Annotated in this window: 20 protein-coding genes; 11 read left to right on the forward strand and 9 right to left on the reverse strand. The window is 56.2% G+C overall.

All coding sequences use genetic code 11. The features are described 5' to 3' along the window. Nucleotides 1-10: 10 nt before the first annotated feature. From hda to MELB17_RS15420, 3 genes are read right to left on the reverse strand one after another with little or no spacing between them, the layout of a single operon-like run. Nucleotides 11-727, reverse strand: coding sequence for a DnaA regulatory inactivator Hda (gene hda, locus MELB17_RS15410; protein WP_007351221.1), 717 nt, complete (start codon nucleotides 725-727; stop codon nucleotides 11-13). Next, nucleotides 706-1,266 carry a CDP-alcohol phosphatidyltransferase family protein gene (locus tag MELB17_RS15415; protein ID WP_007351222.1) on the reverse strand — a complete coding sequence of 187 codons (561 nt, stop codon included), beginning with the start codon at nucleotides 1,264-1,266 and terminating at the stop codon, nucleotides 706-708. Before MELB17_RS15415 ends, hda begins: the two co-directional genes overlap by 22 nt. Nucleotides 1,267-1,287: 21 nt before the next feature. Then, nucleotides 1,288-2,382, reverse strand: a complete 1,095-nt coding sequence (locus MELB17_RS15420) for a DUF2066 domain-containing protein (protein WP_227498933.1) — start codon at nucleotides 2,380-2,382, stop codon at nucleotides 1,288-1,290. A 316-nt stretch (nucleotides 2,383-2,698) separates the two neighbouring features. Between MELB17_RS15420 and purM the strand changes: the two genes are divergently transcribed. The 3 genes from purM to MELB17_RS15435 are packed head-to-tail and all read left to right on the forward strand — an operon-like array spanning nucleotide 2,699 to nucleotide 5,224. Then, nucleotides 2,699-3,763, forward strand: a complete 1,065-nt coding sequence (gene purM / locus MELB17_RS15425) for a phosphoribosylformylglycinamidine cyclo-ligase (protein ID WP_007351224.1) — start codon at nucleotides 2,699-2,701, stop codon at nucleotides 3,761-3,763. Then, on the forward strand, nucleotides 3,760-4,422 hold the full coding sequence (purN, locus tag MELB17_RS15430) for a phosphoribosylglycinamide formyltransferase (protein ID WP_007351225.1): 663 nt from the start codon (nucleotides 3,760-3,762) through the stop codon (nucleotides 4,420-4,422). The genes purM and purN overlap by 4 nt, the downstream gene beginning before the upstream one ends. A 31-nt stretch (nucleotides 4,423-4,453) precedes the next feature. Beyond that, nucleotides 4,454-5,224, forward strand: coding sequence for a DUF3108 domain-containing protein (locus tag MELB17_RS15435; RefSeq protein ID WP_007351226.1), 771 nt, complete (start codon nucleotides 4,454-4,456; stop codon nucleotides 5,222-5,224). 21 nt (nucleotides 5,225-5,245) lie between these two features. On the opposite strand, the gene MELB17_RS15440 is transcribed toward MELB17_RS15435, so the two are convergent. The 4 genes from MELB17_RS15440 to apbC all read right to left on the reverse strand — a co-directional run bounded on the left by MELB17_RS15440 (nucleotide 5,246) and on the right by apbC (nucleotide 8,924). Then, a complete protein-coding gene (locus MELB17_RS15440; RefSeq protein ID WP_007351227.1) occupies nucleotides 5,246-6,523 on the reverse strand; it encodes a valine--pyruvate transaminase in 1,278 nt (425 codons plus the stop codon). Between the two features lie 69 nt (nucleotides 6,524-6,592). Beyond that, entirely contained in the window at nucleotides 6,593-7,192 is a 600-nt protein-coding gene (locus MELB17_RS15445; RefSeq protein ID WP_007351228.1) for a YjaG family protein, read from the reverse strand. Continuing rightward, on the reverse strand, nucleotides 7,189-7,755 hold the full coding sequence (dcd, locus tag MELB17_RS15450) for a dCTP deaminase (RefSeq protein ID WP_007351229.1): 567 nt from the start codon (nucleotides 7,753-7,755) through the stop codon (nucleotides 7,189-7,191). Before dcd ends, MELB17_RS15445 begins: the two co-directional genes overlap by 4 nt. A gap of 56 nt (nucleotides 7,756-7,811) precedes the next feature. After that, nucleotides 7,812-8,924 (reverse strand): iron-sulfur cluster carrier protein ApbC, encoded by a 1,113-nt coding sequence (gene apbC, locus MELB17_RS15455; protein WP_007351230.1) that lies wholly within the window; start codon nucleotides 8,922-8,924, stop codon nucleotides 7,812-7,814. 230 nt (nucleotides 8,925-9,154) lie between these two features. On the opposite strand from apbC, the gene metG reads away from it, so the two are divergent. The 8 genes from metG (at nucleotide 9,155) to nth (ending at nucleotide 17,613) form a co-directional block, all read left to right on the forward strand. Next, on the forward strand, nucleotides 9,155-11,194 hold the full coding sequence (metG, locus tag MELB17_RS15465; RefSeq protein WP_007351232.1) for a methionine--tRNA ligase: 2,040 nt from the start codon (nucleotides 9,155-9,157) through the stop codon (nucleotides 11,192-11,194). A gap of 39 nt (nucleotides 11,195-11,233) precedes the next feature. Beyond that, nucleotides 11,234-11,815, forward strand: coding sequence for an electron transport complex subunit RsxA (gene rsxA / locus MELB17_RS15470; RefSeq protein ID WP_007351233.1), 582 nt, complete (start codon nucleotides 11,234-11,236; stop codon nucleotides 11,813-11,815). Nucleotides 11,816-11,830: 15 nt separating this feature from the next. Then, nucleotides 11,831-12,466: an electron transport complex subunit RsxB gene (gene rsxB, locus MELB17_RS15475; protein WP_007351234.1), complete on the forward strand. Its 636-nt coding sequence runs from the start codon at nucleotides 11,831-11,833 to the stop codon at nucleotides 12,464-12,466. Then, nucleotides 12,463-14,373 (forward strand): electron transport complex subunit RsxC, encoded by a 1,911-nt coding sequence (gene rsxC, locus MELB17_RS15480; RefSeq protein WP_007351235.1) that lies wholly within the window; start codon nucleotides 12,463-12,465, stop codon nucleotides 14,371-14,373. Before rsxB ends, rsxC begins: the two co-directional genes overlap by 4 nt. Nucleotides 14,374-14,423: 50 nt before the next feature. After that, nucleotides 14,424-15,476 carry an electron transport complex subunit RsxD gene (rsxD, locus tag MELB17_RS15485; RefSeq protein WP_007351236.1) on the forward strand — a complete coding sequence of 351 codons (1,053 nt, stop codon included), beginning with the start codon at nucleotides 14,424-14,426 and terminating at the stop codon, nucleotides 15,474-15,476. Nucleotides 15,477-15,480: 4 nt separating this feature from the next. Further along, entirely contained in the window at nucleotides 15,481-16,176 is a 696-nt protein-coding gene (rsxG, locus tag MELB17_RS15490; RefSeq protein ID WP_007351237.1) for an electron transport complex subunit RsxG, read from the forward strand. Nucleotides 16,177-16,181: 5 nt separating this feature from the next. After that, the gene (locus MELB17_RS15495; protein WP_007351238.1) at nucleotides 16,182-16,898 is read left to right on the forward strand and encodes an electron transport complex subunit E; all 717 of its coding nucleotides are present in this window, start codon (nucleotides 16,182-16,184) and stop codon (nucleotides 16,896-16,898) included. Nucleotides 16,899-16,974: 76 nt separating this feature from the next. Continuing rightward, nucleotides 16,975-17,613 carry an endonuclease III gene (gene nth / locus MELB17_RS15500; RefSeq protein WP_007351239.1) on the forward strand — a complete coding sequence of 213 codons (639 nt, stop codon included), beginning with the start codon at nucleotides 16,975-16,977 and terminating at the stop codon, nucleotides 17,611-17,613. A gap of 60 nt (nucleotides 17,614-17,673) precedes the next feature. Here the strand turns inward: nth and rpoS are convergent, their stop codons facing one another. Further along, a complete protein-coding gene (rpoS, locus tag MELB17_RS15505) occupies nucleotides 17,674-18,675 on the reverse strand; it encodes an RNA polymerase sigma factor RpoS (protein WP_007351240.1) in 1,002 nt (333 codons plus the stop codon). A gap of 175 nt (nucleotides 18,676-18,850) precedes the next feature. Continuing rightward, on the reverse strand, nucleotides 18,851-19,657 hold the full coding sequence (locus MELB17_RS15510; RefSeq protein WP_007351241.1) for a peptidoglycan DD-metalloendopeptidase family protein: 807 nt from the start codon (nucleotides 19,655-19,657) through the stop codon (nucleotides 18,851-18,853). Nucleotides 19,658-19,816 lie beyond the last annotated feature (159 nt).

Genomic DNA, 19,816 nt, shown 5'->3' on the forward strand with positions numbered 1-19,816 from the left:
GCGGCCGCAGTTACCAGTTCATTACGGTTTTCACAAACGGAATGGTCAGCCGGCGCTGGGCTTGCAACGAATTTTCGTCCAGCGAGTCCAGAATGGCCAGCAGCTCACCCAGGCGTCGCGGTGCGCGGCGCAGAATAAATCCGGCAACGTCGTCAGCCATCACCAGACCTCGCTGCTCTACGCGGGCCATCAGAATACGCTTGCGATCTGAATCGCGGTAAATACCCAGCTGCAGAGTCAAACCGTGGCTAAGACGGGAAGACAAGTCGGGCAAAATAAACGGTAAAGACGCGGGCACGTCCGACAAGCTCACAACGAGCTGGTGGCCGGCATCCAGCATGCGGTTGTAAAGATGAAAAACGGCCTCTTCCCAGCCGGTCTGACCAACGACGCTGTCCAGATCGTCCAGGCACACCAGGTTAAATTGCTCAAGCCCGGTCAGCGCATCTGGTCCAAACGGCCCCAGCTCGGTAATGCTGATACAAACCGCCGATAACGACTGGCTTTCAGCGTAGTGGCACAGGGCCTGTAACAGGTGGCTTTTGCCGGTATCGGAATCGCCACACAACACCACCACTGGCACCGTCACCGGAGGCTGACAAGCCTGTTGCAAACGCTCGGCCACAGCCGCATTGCGCTCGCCGTGGAAGTTGTCGAAGCGGGCATCGTCACGCAATTTAACACCCAGAATTAACTGTGAACTTGTCACGACAACCTGGCCCTCCATGCCCGTAAGCTCCAAGCGAGCAGATAGTGCGCACCGCTAAGCACTGTGAATACAGCAACCACCCAAACGAGCGCCGAGTTTATCCATGGCGGCACCATGGTGATGACCTGCAATAGCATTGCCACCAGCACTGCAAAAATCTGAATCGCGGTGTTGAATTTGCCCAACAGGCTCGGAGCCATTTCGAATCTGCCGATTCCATAGTGAAATATCAGTGCGCCACAAACAATTAACAGATCGCGCCCCAGCACCAGCAAAAACAGCCACAAAGGAAATACTCCGCCCAGTGCCAACATCAGATAGGCGGTAATGAGCAAAGTTTTGTCCGCTAGCGGATCGACGATGGCGCCAAAGCGGGAGCGCCAGTCAAAGCGGCGGGCCAGATACCCGTCTACGCCATCAGTCACCGCTGCCAAAGTAAAAATAATCAATGCCATGGGATAACTGCCTGCGTGCAACTCCATAGCAAACGGAACAATCAACGCAATACGCAGAAAGGTCAGGGCATTCGGAATCCAGCGCCAATGATGCAAGCTCAAAGCGCCCTCCTCACATCGACCTTAACGCACCACCGCCGGGACCGGTGAAGGCTGCCAGCGATAGATCAGAACCGGATACAGCGCCTGCAGAGCCTGTTCCTCAGACGGTCCGGCCGCTGCTGGCTGCGACACCAAGCGGGAATCCAGCGTGATGTGGTCACGCAGCTGATCCAACTCACCAGAAAATGTCAGGCGCATGGTCAGCTCACTGCCCTTCACTTCAACAGGTACCACATTTTCAACAGCATTAATCTGCGCCAAGGCTCGGGTTACTTTGGCGTAGTCAGCCAATTTAGTCACGCCCTGCAGTACTAAATCCACCGTAGGTTGTTTACCAGCCTCGCCTCCGCTTGCCGCGTAACGGCTAACATAAAGTTCGGTCCAGCGATCGATGAGGGCTTGCGCCAGGGCCGCCGGCGAGTCTGCGTTCACCGCCTGTTCGCCAGGGCTATAAGAACTGAAGCCGTCCATCACCCAGCCCGCGCGCCACTGATCACCGCTACGACTAACCCGCACCAGCGCCAACACATCACGACCAACATCATTGGAAGCGCTGCGTACACGGCTAACAAACTGGCCCCAGATATCCGACAGCAACTCGCGATTACCTGCCGCCCCCGCAACCGGTAACACCAGCGGCAAGCCGCGAACCCGCGATGCGTTTTCAAGACCGGAGCGGATATCGGCGCTGGCACCATCAAGAGGGCCGGTATCGGTAATCAATGCCCTCACACCATTTTCTTCAAGCGCAACCCAGGCCAATGTCAGTGGCCGGTTGGCACCCCACACCGGCGCCTGAATTGAGGCCAGCGCCTGGGTGACTGCTACCGCGCCAAAGCTCATCTGTACCCGGCTTTCAGCCCCTGCATTTAAAACCTGGTAAGACGCCAGCATGGACTCGGCCGTGCCAAGCACACCATCGACACCTTCGCGCTCTAATACTCCACGGCTGCCGGCAACACGCACCAGCACCTCACGCAACCCTGCGTCATAAGACGCCGATAACGCCTCTGGCCCGGTGCCTTGCAGAGCCACGTTGGCAGAATACAGATTGTTGACAGTTACTGCCTGAGCCTGAGCCGCCAGCAGCAACATCGCCGCCAATACCCAGCGCACAGCGGACTGCCTGACACGGGCCAGGGCGCTGACTACGAGACGGCAGCAAGACTCGGACAATAACTTGAATTCGATGGATCTTTGAAAGTCAGGCATATAGATTTTTGGAAATTCAGGCCTGTAGCTCTTTTGAAATGCACGCATGTAAAAACCCGGCAATTGCATGGATGACGGACAGGATACACCAAGCCCCCGGGCCTGAGTAGCGCTGCGCCCCAGCAGCTTTGAGGCGGAATCGTGGCAATTACGGTTGGTACCATTCACTGCACCTGCTAAAATCCGCGCCTTGACCCACTGGCCAACGGTTTACACCTCCATGAGCGAACACAAGCCCTCTTTGACTTACCGCGACGCAGGCGTTGATATTGACGCCGGCAATGAACTCGTCAACCGCATTAAAGCGACAGCGGCACGCACCCGTCGCCCGGAAGTGCTGGGCGGCCTGGGTGGGTTTGGTGCCATGGTTGCCATTCCTGCTGGCTATAAAGAGCCTGTACTGGTGTCTGGCACCGACGGCGTAGGCACAAAATTGCGCCTGGCCATGCAGTTACAAAAACACGACACCATCGGCATCGACCTGGTCGCCATGTGCGTCAACGACCTGATTGTGGGTGGCGCCGAGCCCCTGTTCTTTCTGGACTATTACGCCACCGGCAAACTGAATGTAGACGTTGCTGCCAGCGTGGTTGAAGGCATTGGCGAAGGCTGTGAGCTGGCCGGATGCGCGCTGGTGGGTGGTGAAACTGCCGAGATGCCGGGCATGTACGAAGGTGACGACTACGATCTTGCCGGGTTCTGCGTTGGCATAGCCGAGCGCGCTGATATTATTGACGGCAGCCGCGTGCGCCCGGGTGATGCCCTGCTGGCAATGGGCTCTTCCGGCCCCCACTCCAACGGCTATTCGCTGATCCGCAAAATTTTGGAAGTCAGCAACGCCGATCTGAACCAGCCAATAGGCGATACCACCTTGGCCGAGGCCCTGATGGCCCCGACACGCATCTATGTCAAAAACCTGCTAAAGCTGATTCGCGACATAGACGTACGTGCTCTGTCACACATTACCGGCGGTGGCCTGCCCGAGAACATACCCCGCGTATTGCCCAAGGGCACCGTGGCCGCAATTGATACCGCCAGCTGGCAGCTACCGCCGGTGTTTCAATGGCTAAAAGACGCCGGCGGCGTGGCCACTGAAGAAATGTACCGCACGTTTAACTGCGGCATTGGCATGGTGCTCTGCGTTCCACAAGACCAACTGTCGCTGACACTGGATACACTCAATGCCATGGGCGAAAAGGCATGGCATCTTGGTACGATTGAAGCCGGCGCGGATCGCCAGGCCAACAGCGCTGTACGCTACCAACCGGGACTGCTGGCGATATGAAAGCGGATCCGTCACCGCGCCCCAAGATTCTGATTCTGGTGTCAGGCGAGGGCAGCAACCTGCAGGCGCTGATTGAAGCCAGCCGTGAGCGCGACTACCCCGCCGACATCGTGGCGGTTGGCAGTAATCAGGCCAAGGCGCCAGCACTGGCGAAGGCGGCCCATGCGAACATTCCGACCTTTGTGATTGAACACGGTCGCTATGGCAGTCGCGATGAATTCGACGGCGCTCTGATGCAGGAAATCCGCCGCCACAACCCGGACCTGATTGTGCTGGCCGGTTTCATGCGCATCCTGACCGAGGGTTTTGTCCGCGCGCTCCGCGGCCAACTACTGAACATTCACCCCTCGCTGCTGCCAAAATACACTGGCCTGAATACCCACCAGCGCGCACTGGACGCCGGTGACAAAGTGCACGGTGTATCTGTGCACTTTGTCACCGAAGAACTGGATGGCGGGCCGATTGTTGCCCAGGCCCAGATTGCAGTGGGCCCGGACGATAGCGCTGAAACCCTGGCGCAGAAGGTGCAGGCTCAGGAGCATGTGCTTTATCCGATTGTGGTGCGTTGGTGCTGTGAAGGCCGCGTGCAACTGGGGGCTGAACGGGTTTTGTTTGATGGCCAGGCGCTTCGCCAGCCAGTGGTATTGCCGGCAAACTAATCGCCCGAACGCTGTGCTTGAGGAGGCTGTCATGCAGAAAAAATCCCTGGTTGGATCCGCTTTTCCGGGTTTACCCCTGCGGCTCAGCTTGGCCTTGCGGTTGTGCCTGATTGTCTTTATTACACCTGTGCTGGCTGAAGTGGGTGGCGAGCCTTCAGACACGCCCAGATTAGCGCCTTTCGAAGCCTCTTTTTCTGCCTCTATCGAGCAGGGCATTACCTTGAGCGGCAGCGCAAGGCGCATTCTTAGTGACCAGAATAACGGCGTTTGGCTTTATCGCACCTCGGTAAAATCGTTTGTAGCCGATATTGAAGAATCGGTGGTTCTGAAATGGCAGGACGGTCAGGTCATTCCTTTGCGCTATCGCTATAAGCTCTCAGGTTTGCTGATTCGCGACCGCGAAGAAAACATCGATTTTGATTGGAAGCAAAATCTTGCGACCGGCCGCTATAAAGATAAAGCATTCGAAGTCGCCCTCAGCCCCGGCCTGCTGGACCCACTGGGCTACCAACTGCAGTTGCACCAAGACATCAAGGCCGGTAAACGGGAAATGGAGTACCGTTATGTGCGCCACGGCCGAGTGGACAAGGAACGGTTTGCAGTCATTAACGAGGGGTTGATTGAAACACCCCAAGGCGAGATGAACGCTCTGACAGTGGAAAAACTGCGTGGCGAAGGCGCCAAGCGGGAGACACTGATGTGGTTCGCCCCGAAATTCGACCACATGCTGGTGCAATTGCTGCAAACCGAGCCTGATGGCAGCCGCTACGAGCTCAACCTGAAAAGCATAAAAAAGCTCTAATCTGCGCCTGGACTGCGGGCATCAGTCCGCAGTTTCAGCCTCAACCCAAACGGCTTTAACTTCTTCAGCAATAATTCTCAGCCCTTCGGCAACCCGCTCATCGTTCTGCGAATAGGTCACCCGCAGGCACTCGTCACGGTGATTCCAGCCATCCTCGGGCAGCCCCGGGAAAAAGTAATGGCCAGACACCACCAGCACACCGCGAAGCTTCAAGCGCTGATACAGTTCCAGGCTGGTAATCGGTAAATCCGGAAACCACAGCCACAGGAACATCGCGCCCTCGGGTTTATGGATATACCAGCGGCAAGACGCGTCTTCCATGGCGCCGGTGAACGCTGCCACGGCGCGCTGCATTTTGGCCTTGTAGAACGGGCATACCAGGTCACGGCTTAGGGTCAAGATCTCCCCCGAGCGCACCAGCGGCTCCGCCAGCATGGCACCAAAGCTCCCGGTGGACAGATTCATAATCGCATTAATGCTCGCCAGCGCCTTGATGGTAGGCGCCGCAGCAATCACAATGCCGGTGCGGGCCGCAGGCAACCCTAATTTGGACAGGCTCAAGCACAGAATGATCTGCTCGTTCCAGGTCGGTTTGGCTTCGGTAAACAACAGGTTGGGAAACGGTGTGCCGTAGGCGCCATCCACAATGAGAGGGATATTTTGGCGCCGCGCCAGGGTTTCCAATTGCGCCAGTTCGTCGTCGGTGATCACATTGCCGGTGGGATTGGTTGGTCTGGACACACAAATAGCGCCGGTTTCGCCGGTCACCTCTACCGCGTCAAAGTCGATTCGGTATTTGAACTCGTGGGCATCAGTGAAGGAAATGTCAGGCTGCACCGCGTGAAACAGATCCGCGTCTATGCCTGCGTCGGCGTAACCGATGTACTCTGGTGCCAGCGGCAACAGAATGTGTTTGTGCACGCCATCGCCGTAGTCACCACCGAACATATTGAACAGCATAAAGAATGCTGCCTGGCTGCCGTTAGTGAGCGCAATGTTCTCGCTGGTCAGATCCCAGCCGTACTCACGTCTCAACAATTCCGCCAACGCGGCAATAAACTGCTTTTCGCCCTGAGGGGGATCATAAACGCCCACCAGGCGACGCATATCGGCGTCGCTCTGGCTGATCTGAACAAGAATCTCCCGAACCCGCTGCTGTATCTCAGGAATATGGCCGGGGTTGCCGCCGCCCATCATGATCAGGTCATCACCCGAGGCCATGGCATTACCTAGATCGTCCATCAACGAGGTAATACCGGCATCCGCCGTAAATTTCTGGCCAAACGCAGAGAGTTTCATCAGATCCCGTCCGTTAATTGAACAGCGTTGGTTGAGCGGTTTTATTCAGTCAAGGTTATTCAGTCAATGTTAATCGGACAGCGAAATGCCCAGATTACTAACGCCATCGTTTTCCGCCTGCTGCCGCAGGGTATCGATAAATTCTTGCCGCGGAACGCGCTGACGCTTTAATTCCAGCACCAAGTCGCGCTGAAACAACTTGTCCTCTTTCATCAAGGAATGCTGATCCAGCAGGCGCACCAGTTCGTCTTCGCTTAGTTCTTCGGCCTCTGAAACCTCAACAAAGCTCATCACTGTTGCCGTGGCAAGCTGTGAAGCTTCTGTCGCCCTATGCTTGCCAGGGTTCAACCTGTTCAACAGCGCCTGCTCCAGCAACTGGCAGAAGTCATATGCGGGGTAGACGCCGTAGGCGTCGTAGTCCTCAACGTCTGGCGACAGCGCTTCTAGCTTGCGCAGCCACTGGGGAATGGCAGTCTCGATGGCATCTGGCTTTAACAGATTCCAACCCGCATCCAGAATCTGGCGCATTTTGGCGCCGGTTTTCAGTTCCATAGCGTCCGCAAACAGGGCGTAATTGGGAAACGCCCGCTCGGCGAGCGATAGCAAAAAAGCGCATTCGCGCCAGCCCTGTAGCTGCTGTACTGCTTTCAAAAACTGATTGGCGTTCATGTGCGCGGCAGCGTTACGCCGGTTTGGCCCAAGTACTTGCCGCCCCGGTCTTTGTAGCTGGTTTCACACACTTCGTCAGCCTCGAAAAACAGCATCTGCGCCACGCCTTCGTTGGCGTAAATTTTTGCCGGTAAGTTGGTGGTGTTGGAAAACTCCAATGTCACCTGGCCTTCCCACTCTGGCTCAAGCGGAGTGACGTTGACAATAATGCCGCAACGGGCATAAGTGGACTTGCCCAGGCAGATGGTCAGCACATTGCGGGGAATGCGAAAATATTCCACAGTACGCGCCAGCGCAAACGAGTTGGGCGGGATGATACAAACGTCGCTGGTGATGTTAACAAAGCTGTTTTCGTCAAAATTCTTTGGGTCTACCGTGGCGGAATGCACGTTGGTGAAGATTTTGAACTCGTTGCTGCACCGCACGTCGTAGCCATAACTGGAGGTACCGTAGGAAATTACCCGGCCCTTTTCCGATTCACGCACCTGGCCGGGCTCGAAGGGCTCAATCATGCTGTGTTGCTGCGCCATGCGGCGAATCCACTTGTCGGGTTTAATGCTCATGCTGGTTTCTCATATCCCGGAGTTATAAAGGGCGACAGTTTAACTGTTGGCCGGTTTTAGTGCGAATTCCAATGGCCGGTGACCGACACGCTGGGAATAGCGCCGCTTAAGTGGAGTTCACGCTTTGACAACTCCGCCCCCACACGGCGGGCAATGTCCAGATAGCGCCGCGCCACTTCCGAATCCGGCTCTGCGGCCACTGTGGGCTTGCCACCATCGGTTTGCTCGCGCACGGTTTTGTGCAGTGGCAACTGGCCCAACAATACGGTGTCGTAGTCATCGGCAATACGCGCTCCGCCATCGGCGCCAAACAACGCTTCTTTATGACCGCAGTTACTGCAGATGTGCACGCTCATATTTTCCACCACACCCAACACCGGTATTTCCATTTTGCGGAACATTTCAATACCGCGCTGGGCGTCCATCACGGCAATATTCTGCGGCGTAGTGACAATCACCGCGCCGGTTACCGGTACTTTTTGCGCCAGCGTCAGCTGGATATCACCGGTGCCCGGCGGCATATCCACGATTAGATAGTCCAATTCGCCCCACAGAGTCTGCTGCAGCAGCTGCATAAGAACACCTGTGACTACTGGGCCACGCCAGATCATTGGGGTTTTGTCGTTAGCCAGATACGCCATGGAATTCGTTTTCAAACCGTGGGCTTCAATTGGAATAAAGTACTTTTGCTCCTGCACCCCCGGCTTTTGGCCATCCGGCACGCCCAGCATTATGCCTACGCTGGGGCCGTAAATATCGCCATCCAGCACGCCCACCCGGGCGCCTTCGTGCTGCAGCGCCAGAGCCAGATTCACCGCAGTGGTGGACTTGCCCACGCCGCCTTTACCGGAAGCCACAGCAATAATGTTTTTAACCCCGGGAATCAATGGCAATTCTTTCTGGGCTTTGTAGGCGTGGATTTTTTGGGCCACGTGAATGTCCGAGCTTTCCACACCTTCAACCGATTCCAGCGCATTCCCCACCAGCTGCTTCAAAGCCCCGGCAATGCCTTTGGACGGATAGGGCAACTCCACCATCAAGGTCACTTTGCCGCGCTTGTCCACGTCCAGCTTTTTTACCGCATCCAACTCGTACAAGTCTTTTTCAAGGTATGGATCGCGGTATTCGCGAATGGCTGCCTCCAGGGCCTGGCGGGGAATCGTGGTCATAACATCACTCCGGGAGAGTTTAGGGACAGCACAGAAAGAGTTCAGAAAGAGTTCAGGCCGATAATGCGGCACTTAAACGGGGTTTCGGATGAAAAAATTCTGCGTGGAAGGTATCATTTGTGCCCAATTCTGGCCATACAGGATACCCGCGTTCCGTGCGCAAATCCGCGCGGGGGTGTTTTGTCGATTCGCGGCCCACATTCAATTCCAGCAAAGGTTCAAGCTCAACCATGACGCAAGCGAGTGCGAAGCAAAAACGGGACATTCTGGTCACCAGCGCCCTGCCCTATGCCAACGGCCCCATCCACCTGGGCCATTTGCTGGAATACATCCAGACCGATATATGGGCGCGCTACCAGAAACTGCGCGGCCATACTTGTTATTACGTTTGCGCCGACGATGCTCACGGCACCGCCATTATGCTCCGCGCCGAGCGGGAAGGTATTACCCCCGAGCAGTTGATTGACCGCATCCGCCAGGAACATCAGCAAGACTTTGGCGACTTCCTGATCCGCTTTGACAATTACTACACCACCCATTCTGACGAGAACCGCCAGTTTTCAGAGTTTATCTACCGTCAACTGCAGCAAAGCGGGCACATTGCGACTCGCACGATTACCCAATCGTTCGACCCTGAAAAAAACATGTTTCTGGCCGACCGGTTTATCAAGGGTACTTGCCCCAAGTGTAAAACCGACGATCAATACGGCGATAACTGCGAAGTCTGTGGTGCCACCTACTCACCCACCGAACTGATCAACCCTCGTTCGGCGGTGTCCGGAGCCACGCCTATCGAAAAAGAATCCGAGCACTTTTTCTTCAAACTGCCGGATTTTGCCGACTTCCTGGCCAAATGGACTCGCAGCGGCACCCTGCAGCCGCAGGTAGCCAACAAGCTGGCTGAATGGCTGGACGCTGGTCTGCACGACTGGGACATCAGCCGTGACGCGCCCTACTTCGGTTTTGAAGTGCCAGACGCGCCGGGCAAATATTTTTATGTGTGGCTGGACGCACCCATCGGCTATCTAGCCAGCTTCAAAAACTTGTGCGTCCGCGAAGGCATCAATTTCGAACACTTCTGGAAAGCCGACTCCACCGCCGAGGTGTACCACTTCATCGGCAAGGACATCATCAATTTCCACGCATTGTTCTGGCCGGCTATTCTGCACGACACAGGTTTCCGCACGCCCACCGCGGTTTGGGCCCACGGTTTTGTGACCGTTAATGGCAAAAAAATGTCCAAATCCCGCGGCACCTTTATCATGGCCCGCACCTATCTGGACTTCCTGAATCCGGAATACCTGCGTTATTACTTTGCGGCCAAACTCACCGGCGGCGTTGATGACATGGATTTGAACCTGGACGATTTTGCCGCCCGGGTAAACTCGGATCTGGTGGGCAAGGTGGTTAACATAGCCAGTCGCAGCGCCGGCTTTATCAGCAAGCGCTTTGACGGCAAGCTGGGTCAAGTCACCGAGATCAACAAGCTCAACGAGTTCATCGACGCCGGCGAAGAGCTAGCCGGTTACTACGAAAACCGCGAGTTCGGCCGCGCCATGCGCCGAATCATGGAGTTGGCGGATATTGCCAATCAGTACGTCAACGACGAACAACCCTGGGTAGTGGCCAAGCAGAAAGGCGAAGACGAGAAGCTTCAAGCCATCTGCACCAACGCGCTGAACATGTTCCGCCTGTTGATGACCTACCTTGCGCCGGTACTGCCAAAAACCGCTGACGCCTCGGAAGCTTTCCTGAACGCGAAGCTGGATTGGAACAACCGCGCCGAGCTGCTGCAAGATCACGGCATCAACAAGTTTCAGCCGCTGATGAGCCGGGTGGACATGGCGCAGATCGAAAAAATGCTCGATGCCTCGAAAGAACAGCTGCCGGCGGCTGAAGCGCCGGCAGAAGCCGCGCCGGAAACACCACTGGAGCCCATTAGCCCGGAAATCGAGTTTGACGACTTCGCCAAGGTGGACCTGCGGGTGGTTAAAATCATCAAAGCCGAGCACGTACAGGGCGCCGACAAGCTGTTGCGCCTGACACTTGACGTGGGACATGGCGAACGCAACGTGTTTGCTGGTATTAAGTCAGCCTACGCGCCCGAAGACCTGGAAGGCCGTTTAACCGTAATGGTCGCCAACCTGAAAGCCCGCAAAATGAAATTCGGCCTGTCCGAAGGCATGGTGCTGGCAGCCGGCCCGGGCGGAAAAGACATCTTTATTCTGTCGCCAGACTCCGGCGCTACACCCGGCATGCGGATAATGTGAGTCGTCAATAGAAAGTAGCCAGCGAGGCCCGAAGCAAACATGTCCGAGTACCTGCTCATACTGGTCAGTACCATACTGGTCAACAATTTCGTGCTGGTTCAATTTTTGGGCCTGTGCCCGTTTATGGGGGTGTCCAGCAAACTGGAAACCGCCATGGGCATGTCGCTGGCGACCACCTTTGTGCTGACATTGTCGTCGGTGTGCAGCTATCTGGCGTACACCTATTTATTAGAGCCTTTGAATCTGGCGTTTTTGAAAACCATCACCTTCATTTTGGTGATAGCGGTGGTGGTGCAGTTCACCGAAATGGTGGTACGCAAAACCAGCCCCTTGCTGTACCGGGTGCTGGGCATTTTTCTGCCGCTGATTACCACTAACTGTGCGGTGTTGGGTGTGGCCCTGCTAAACCTGAACCGCAACAACAATTTCGTCGAATCGTTGCTTTATGGGTTTGGTGCCGCACTTGGGTTTTCCCTGGTGCTGATTTTTTTTGCCGCCATGCGCGAGCGTATCGCGGTATCCGATGTGCCCGTTGCCTTTCGCGGCGCAGCCATCGGTATGGTGACCGCAGGGCTCATGGCCCTGGCGTTTTTAGGTTTTACCGGCCTGGTCAGCGTGTAACGGAGTCCTTGGCTTATGTGGACAAATATCATCATCGCAATTGCCGTTTTATTAGGCCTGGCCGCCGTGTTTGGAGCCCTGCTGGGCTTTGCCGCCGAGCGTTTCAAGGTAGAAGGCAACCCGCTGGTCGATCAGATAGATGCGCTTTTGCCGCAAACCCAGTGCGGCCAGTGTGGTTTTCCCGGCTGCCGACCCTATGCTGAAGCCATCAACAACGGCGAAGCCATCAACAAGTGCCCACCGGGCGGTGAAGCCACCATCAACGCCCTGGCCGACTTGCTGGACGTAGAGCCCCAACCTCTGGACGCCGAACACGGTGCTGCCCAAGCCAAGCGGGTAGCCGTGATTCGCGAAGACGAATGCATTGGCTGTACCAAGTGCATCCAGGCCTGCCCCGTAGACGCCATTCTGGGCGCCGCCAAACACATGCACACAGTGATAGAAAGCGAATGCACCGGCTGTGATTTGTGCGTGGAGCCCTGCCCGGTTGACTGTATCGACATGATAGTCATCGAACCGGACATCCGCAGCTGGATCTGGGCGCCGCCTGTCGTTCTGGATAAGGCACCAAATGAAGAGCCCAGCGCTACCGATGCCCGCGTGATTGCCACCGACAGCCAGGCAGAAACCCGCGAAGCGAGCCTGTTATGACCCAGCTGTGGAGCTTTGGCGGCGGCGTACACCCGCCAGAAAATAAAAGCCAATCCAGCAGTCGGCCCATCCGCCCCGCGGGCTTACCCGCGAAATTGATACTGCCGTTGCAACAGCACATTGGCGAGCCTGCGCGCTGTATTGTCGAGCCTGGGCAAAAGGTGCTGAAAGGTGAAGTCATCGCCCAGGTAGGCAACGGCATGGGCGTACCAGTACACGCGCCCACGTCAGGCATCGTTGAGCGTATTTCCCTAGAGCCCGTGCCGCACCCGTCGGGTATGAGCGACACCTGCGTGGTGCTGATACCGGATGGCGAGGAGCGCTGGTGCGAGCTGGTGCCGCAGCCAGAATATCGCAAGCTAGAGCGCGTCCAAGTGCTGGCGCTGATTCGTCAGGCCGGCATTGTGGGCCTGGGCGGCGCCGGTTTTCCAACCAACATCAAACTACGGCCGTCTGTAGACCGCAAAGTCGACACCTTGATTCTCAACGGCGCCGAGTGCGAGCCCTACATTACCGCCGACGACATGACCATGCGCGAGAAAGCAGACCAGATGATGGCCGGTCTGCGCATAATGGCCTGGCTCCTGCGCCCGGCACGGGTGGTGATCGGCATCGAAGAAAACAAACCCGAAGCCATTGCCGCTTTGCGGCAGGCCGCAGAGGGCAGCAAAACCGAAATTGCGGTGATTCCCACCATCTATCCGTCCGGTGGTGAAAAACAGCTGATCCAGATTCTGACCGGCCAAGAAGTACCCAGCGGTGGCATACCGGCGGATATTGGCGTGATGTGCCAGAACATTGGTACCGCGGTAGCCGTTGCCGACGCTATCTTGCAAGGCAAACCACTGATTTCTCGCGTGATGACGGCCACGGGTGAAGCCTTGGCCGAACCCGGCAACTTTGAAGTCTTGGTTGGCACCCCCGCCCGCCATTTACTGACCTGCGCCGGTGTTGATAAACAGCGCATGTCGCGCCTGGTGCTCGGCGGCCCGATGATGGGCTATACGCTGCCGAACACGGATATCCCGCTGATAAAAACCAGCAACTGCGTGATTGCCGCCAGCGCCAGCGAGCTGCCCGCGCCGGCGCCGGAACAGCCGTGCATTCGCTGCGGCCAGTGCGCCGAAGCCTGCCCGATGGAGCTTTTGCCTCAGCAGTTGTTCTGGCACGCCAAAGCCACAGAGTTTGACAAAGCCGAACATCTGAATCTGTTTGACTGCATCGAATGCGGCGCCTGCTCGTACGTGTGCCCAAGTTCCATTCCTCTGGTGCAGTATTACCGCTTTGCCAAAGGCGAAATTCGCCTGCAACGCGCCGAACAGCAAAAATCCGACCGTGCCCGCGTACGCTTTGAAGCCCGCCAGCAGCGCCTTGATCGTGAACAGCAGGAAAAAGATCAGCGCCGCAAAGACCGGGCGTTGGCCGCCGCCAAAGCTCAGGAACAGAAAACAGCCGACGCCCAGACGAGGGTTCAAGACGGCACGGTAACCGACGAGCGTGCAGGCAAATCTGCCCTGGTAGAGCAAGCTCTGGCCCGTAAAAGAGCCAAAGCCGCGGGTGCTAGCGCTGAGCGCACCGAGCCTTCAACACAACTCTCTGAAGAAGCAGCGCCGTCTGAAACATTCACACCCGAACATGCAGACAAAATTCCTGCGGCCGAGACGGCTCCAAGCATAGAAGAACTGGAACAGCAGCTGACTCAGGCCCAAACCAAACTGGAAAAAATGCAGAGCATGCTGGAAGACGCTCACAGCGGCCAAGCGCCCAACGTCGACAAGCTCGAACGCGCCGTTGATAAGAATATCGAGCGGGTCAGGCACGCACAGCGGGCGATTGATGATGCCCAACAGCAGGCCGTGCCCGCCAATGGCAACGCCGAACCGGCGCTAAGCCGGACAAACTATTAAACTATTAAACTATTAAACTATTAAACTATTAAAAAACAGGCTGTAACGTCATGGCGCTTGTGCAACAGTCTTCCCCCCACGCCCACCGGGCTCGCCCTACTGCGCGGGTAATGCTGTGGGTAATTATCGCCGCGGTACCGGGGCTGCTGGCGCAAACGGTGTTTTTTGGCTGGGGTAATCTGATCAACGTGGTCTGGTGCATCGCGCTGGCACTGGCTACTGAAGCCGCCATTCTAAAATGGCGGAGCAAGCCAGTCGGGTTTTTCCTGAAAGACAACACTGCGGCTGTAACCGGCCTGTTGCTGGGCCTATCGCTGCCGCAATTTGCGCCCTGGTGGGTGTCTGCGGTAGCGGTTTTCAGCGCCATTGTGGTGGCCAAACAGCTATACGGCGGCCTGGGTTCCAATCCGTTCAATCCGGCTATGGTGGGTTACGCCCTGGTGCTGATTTCATTTCCGCTAGCGATGACCACCAACTGGGCCGCGCCGGTCGGCCTATGGCAGGACGCACCCGGGTTTGGCGAAACCCTCAGCACCATCGCCTCGGGCCAGCAAACCGCCGTTGACGGCTGGACCATGGCCACCCCGCTGGACGAATACAAACACAAGGTAGGCAGCCACACCGCCGCGGAAATTACGGTTCACCCCACCTTTGGCAGCTTTGTCGCTCGCGGCTGGGAGTGGGTGAACGCAGCTTTCCTGGCAGGCGGCCTGGTGTTGTTGGCGCTGCGTATTATCAGCTGGCACATACCCGTCGGTTTTTTAGGTGGGCTGGTAGCCATGAGCCTGCTGTTTGGCACCAACGCCGATCAGTATGCACCGCTTTCGCTGCATCTGCTGGCCGGTGGCACCATGCTGGGAGCATTCTTCATCGCCACCGATCCGGTGTCGGCAGCCACCAGCCACCAAGGCAAACTGATTTATGCGGTGGGCATTGGCGCATTGGTTTACCTGATACGCAGCTGGGGCAACTATCCAGACGCCGTAGCTTTCAGCGTGTTGCTAATGAACTTTGCGGTGCCGTTTATTGACTATTACACGCCACCACGCACCTACGGTCATCACAAGGCCCGACGCGGTTTACCCACCCGGAAGCAGGGCTGACTTTATGGCAACCATGGCTCAATCCATAAGCCGCAGCGCCATCGGCCTTGGCCTTTTCGCAGTGATAACCGGTGGCACCATCGCCCTGACCCAGGCAGTCACCAAGGAGCGTATTGCCGAGCAGGCGGCACGGGCCGAAGCCGCTGCGCTGTTCGAAATCATTCCCGAAAGCGCCCATAACAATGACATGCTGAATGACACCATCAGCTTGCCAGACGCTGCTGTTCTTAACAGCGGTGAGACGCCCAGCGCCTGGGTAGCCCGACAGCAGAGCGACTTGGTGGGCTTTATCATTCCGGTCACGGCCACCGACGGCTATTCCGGCGACATCAACCTGTTGGTGGGCATTACTCCGTCTGGCGAGTTATTGGGTGTGCGGGTGACCGGCCACCATGAAACACCAGGACTGGGGGATCGCATAGACACCGGAAAATCGGATTGGGTTTACCAGTTTAACGGCCACTCACTGGCCAATACGCCGGGCAAACAGTGGAATGTAAAGAAGAACGGCGGCGAATTTGACCAGTTCACCGGCGCCACCATTACCCCCCGGGCAGTGGTCAAGGCGGTTCACAAAACCCTGGTGTATGTGCGCGAACACCAAGCCGAAATTCGCCAGAGTCTGGGTTTGCCCCTCGATCGTGGCAACCGCAAGCAACGCAGTGCCGTTGCCAGTCATCTTCCCGAGCCGGAGCACTAATTGCCATGGCAACAAAAACATCACGCGAGATTATTCGCGACGGTCTTTGGAGCAATAACCCTGCGCTAGTGCAGGTGCTGGGGCTGTGCCCTTTGCTGGCCGTAACCAGCACAGTGGTGAACGCACTGGGACTGGGGCTGGCCACACTGCTGGTATTGATGGGTTCAAATCTGGCGGTATCGCTGATACGGAACTTTGTAAACGAATCTGTTCGCCTGCCGGCCTTTGTGATGATCATCGCCTCGTTTGTAACCTGCGCCGAACTGCTGATGCAGGCATACACTTACGAGTTGTATCAGATTCTGGGCATTTTCATCCCGTTGATTGTGACCAACTGCGCCATTCTGGGCCGCGCCGACGCCTTTGCATCACGCAACCCTCCAGGGCTCGCGCTGCTCGACGGTGCCATGATGGGGCTGGGCTTCTTGGCAGTGCTGGTGGTGCTGGGCGCCATGCGCGAACTGATCGGCCAAGGCACGCTGTTCGCGGACATGCACCTTCTGCTGGGGCCCGTGGCCGCCGAGTGGACACTGCGCCCGTTTGCAGATTACCCCAACATGCTGTTTATGATGCTGCCACCCGGAGCGTTTATGGGCCTGGGCCTGCTGATCGCACTGAAAAACGTGATTGACAGTCGCATTGAAGAAAAACGCAAAGCTGCGCAAGTTGAAACGGTCAGCGCCGGCAGTAAACGGGTGCGAGTTACTGGCAGCCTTTCCTGATAAAAACTGACAAACAACGAACGATCGATTGCAGGCGCAATCTTGCCTGGCACACCCTCTTTATTGAATGACGGTTATGAACAAACAGAAACGCACAGAAATTTTCAGCCGTTTACGGGAAGAAAATCCCAAGCCGGTTACCGAACTGAACTACAGCTCCAATTTTGAATTGCTGATTGCGGTCATTCTATCGGCGCAGGCCACCGATGTGGGCGTGAACAAAGCCACCAACAAACTGTATTCGGTGGCGAACACCCCGGAGGCCATTTTTGCCCTGGGCGTAGATGGCCTTAAGGAATACATAAAAACCATTGGCCTGTTTAACAGCAAAGCCGGAAACGTGATAAAAACCTGTCGCGCGCTGATCGATCGGCACGCAAGCCAGGTACCGCGAACCCGGGAAGAACTGGAAGCATTACCCGGTGTTGGCCGCAAAACCGCCAATGTGGTGCTGAACACAGCGTTTGGTCAAATCGCCATGGCCGTAGATACCCACATATTCCGAGTATCTAACCGTACCGGTATTGCTCCGGGCAAGAACGTGCTGGAAGTGGAAAAACGTCTGATACGCCTGGTACCGCAGGAGTTTTTGCTGGATGCCCATCACTGGCTTATTCTGCACGGGCGCTATACCTGCATCGCCCGAAAACCTCGGTGCGGTGCCTGTCTTATTGAAGATTTGTGCGAGTTCAAGGATAAACGCGACTATATATGATGCCTGATGCCCGATCAGGCTCGGCTGCCAACACGTGAGCGGCGCTGGCAGCCCTGACGGCTACTGGAATAAAAGATTTCCAGTAAGCCCTTCTTTTTCCAATATCTCGCGCAGCCTACGTAGAGCTTCCACCTGAATCTGGCGCACTCGTTCTCGGGTCAGTCCGATTTCCTGCCCAACTTCTTCCAGCGTACTAACAGGATAGCCACGCAAGCCAAAACGGCGAGCCAGCACTTCCTGCTGTTTTTCGCTAAGTTGGTCAATCCACTGTTGCAGGCAAACCGAAATGTTGTTGTCCTGCAGCACATCGGCGGGGTCTGATGCGCCTTCGTCGGCTACCGTATCCAAAAGGGATTTTTCACCGCCGGCGCCAATGGGCGTGTCCATAGAAGCAACGCGCTCGTTCAACCCGAGCATACGCTTAACATCTTTGACCGGTTTGTCGACCTTGCGGGCAATTTCTTCGGCTGTGGGTTCGTGGTCTAGTTGCTGGGTCAGCTCGCGGGCCGCCCGCAGATACAGGTTGAGTTCTTTCACCACGTGAATGGGCAAGCGAATAGTGCGGGTCTGGTTCATGATGCCGCGTTCGATGGTTTGGCGAATCCACCAGGTGGCATAAGTAGAGAAGCGAAACCCGCGCTCTGGGTCAAACTTTTCAACCGCGCGAATCAAACCAAGGTTACCTTCTTCAATCAGATCCAACAGAGTCAAACCGCGATTCACATAGCGCCGGGCGATTTTTACAACCAGCCGCAAGTTGCTTTCAATCATGCGTTTACGACCTGATTCCTCGCCTTTTCGGGCCAGGCGTGCAAAGTACACTTCCTCTTCAGGGGTAAGCAGCGGCGAAAAGCCTATTTCGTTGAGGTAAAGCTGTGTTGCATCCAGCTGCTTGCTGCTGCTGTAATAACGACTGCTCGCCGGACGACTAGCAGGTTTCGCAGATGTTTTGGTGGCAACCTTGCGCGGTGAGGCTGTATCCCCGGATTTTAGTTTCTTCTTTTCAGCGTCTTCGGACTGCTCGACGCGATCGACAATCAAGTCTTCCTGATATTGTGACATTTTGTTTGCCCCGCCTCTAAATGATCCTGGACAGCGCCCGTGTTTTGTTTGTTAGGTCGGGCGTGCCGTTCTATTCGTGGTCGTATTCAGGACATCTATTCATGGCCACCCTGGCCGCTGTTGTTTCATTATTATTTTATGTGTGCGTACGTGCTTTTACGGAGTACTACCTAGTCTACCGCGCTGGTAAATAATATGCTGGATTTACTGGGTTGCCATTTTTTCGTATTTCAAAATGCAACATTGGCCGCTCTGCGCCGCTGCTGCCCAATTCGGCAATTATCTGACCAGCCTGAACATTCTCCCCTTCTTTGACCAGTATTTTACGATTGTGCCCGTAAGCGCTGAGATACTGCTCGCTGTGATTAACGATTACAAGGTTGCCATAACCCAGCAAGCCGCTGCCTGCGTAGACCACACTTCCGCCAGCCGCAGCCCGTATAGAGTCGCCGGATTTTCCGGCAATATCAATCCCTTTGTTGACTTTCCCGGATGCTGAAAAGTTAGCAATTACAGTGCCAGAGTGAGGCCACCGCCATTTTATATCGGCAACGGTCTGGGTCTGCGACGCCAAAGGTGCGCTTGTGTCAGGCTTTCGGGTAATCACAGGTTGTCTGGTCGGCTTGGGGACTCGGGCGCTGCTGCTCGTTACTGCCGCTGCGCTGCGCTTGGCCCCAGCCCCTGCAACCGCTGTAGTGGGCGCTCGGCCACGCTTGTCAAGACGCAACACCTGGCCCGGTAGAATGGTCCAAGGTGCTCGCAAGCCATTGGCGTTGCCCAACTCCCGATAATCGCGACCGTAGCGCCAGGCAATGCCGTACAGCGTTTCACCGGACTTGACCATGTGCTGGCCCCAATACACCGGGGGGTTATAAATGTCGTCCTGATACAGCGCCGCCGTATTGCAGCCGCCCAGCATCAACGTCAGCCACAACAGAGCTGCGACTGGATAGTTGAAAAAAACGCGGGGCTGGGAAATCACGACATAGGTACCGATGCGGTTATGAAAAATTCAGCTCAACAATAATGCAAGCCCGCGCCGGTGTCTAAGTAGATTCGGAATATTCGCTGTAAGCCACTATTGTTGCGGTGATTTTTCTAACTGGTACAGCAGGCTTTACGGGCACTCATGTTACTCAGG

The organism is Marinobacter sp. ELB17 (genome assembly GCF_000169375.1).
Taxonomy (GTDB): Bacteria; Pseudomonadota; Gammaproteobacteria; order Pseudomonadales; family Oleiphilaceae; genus Marinobacter.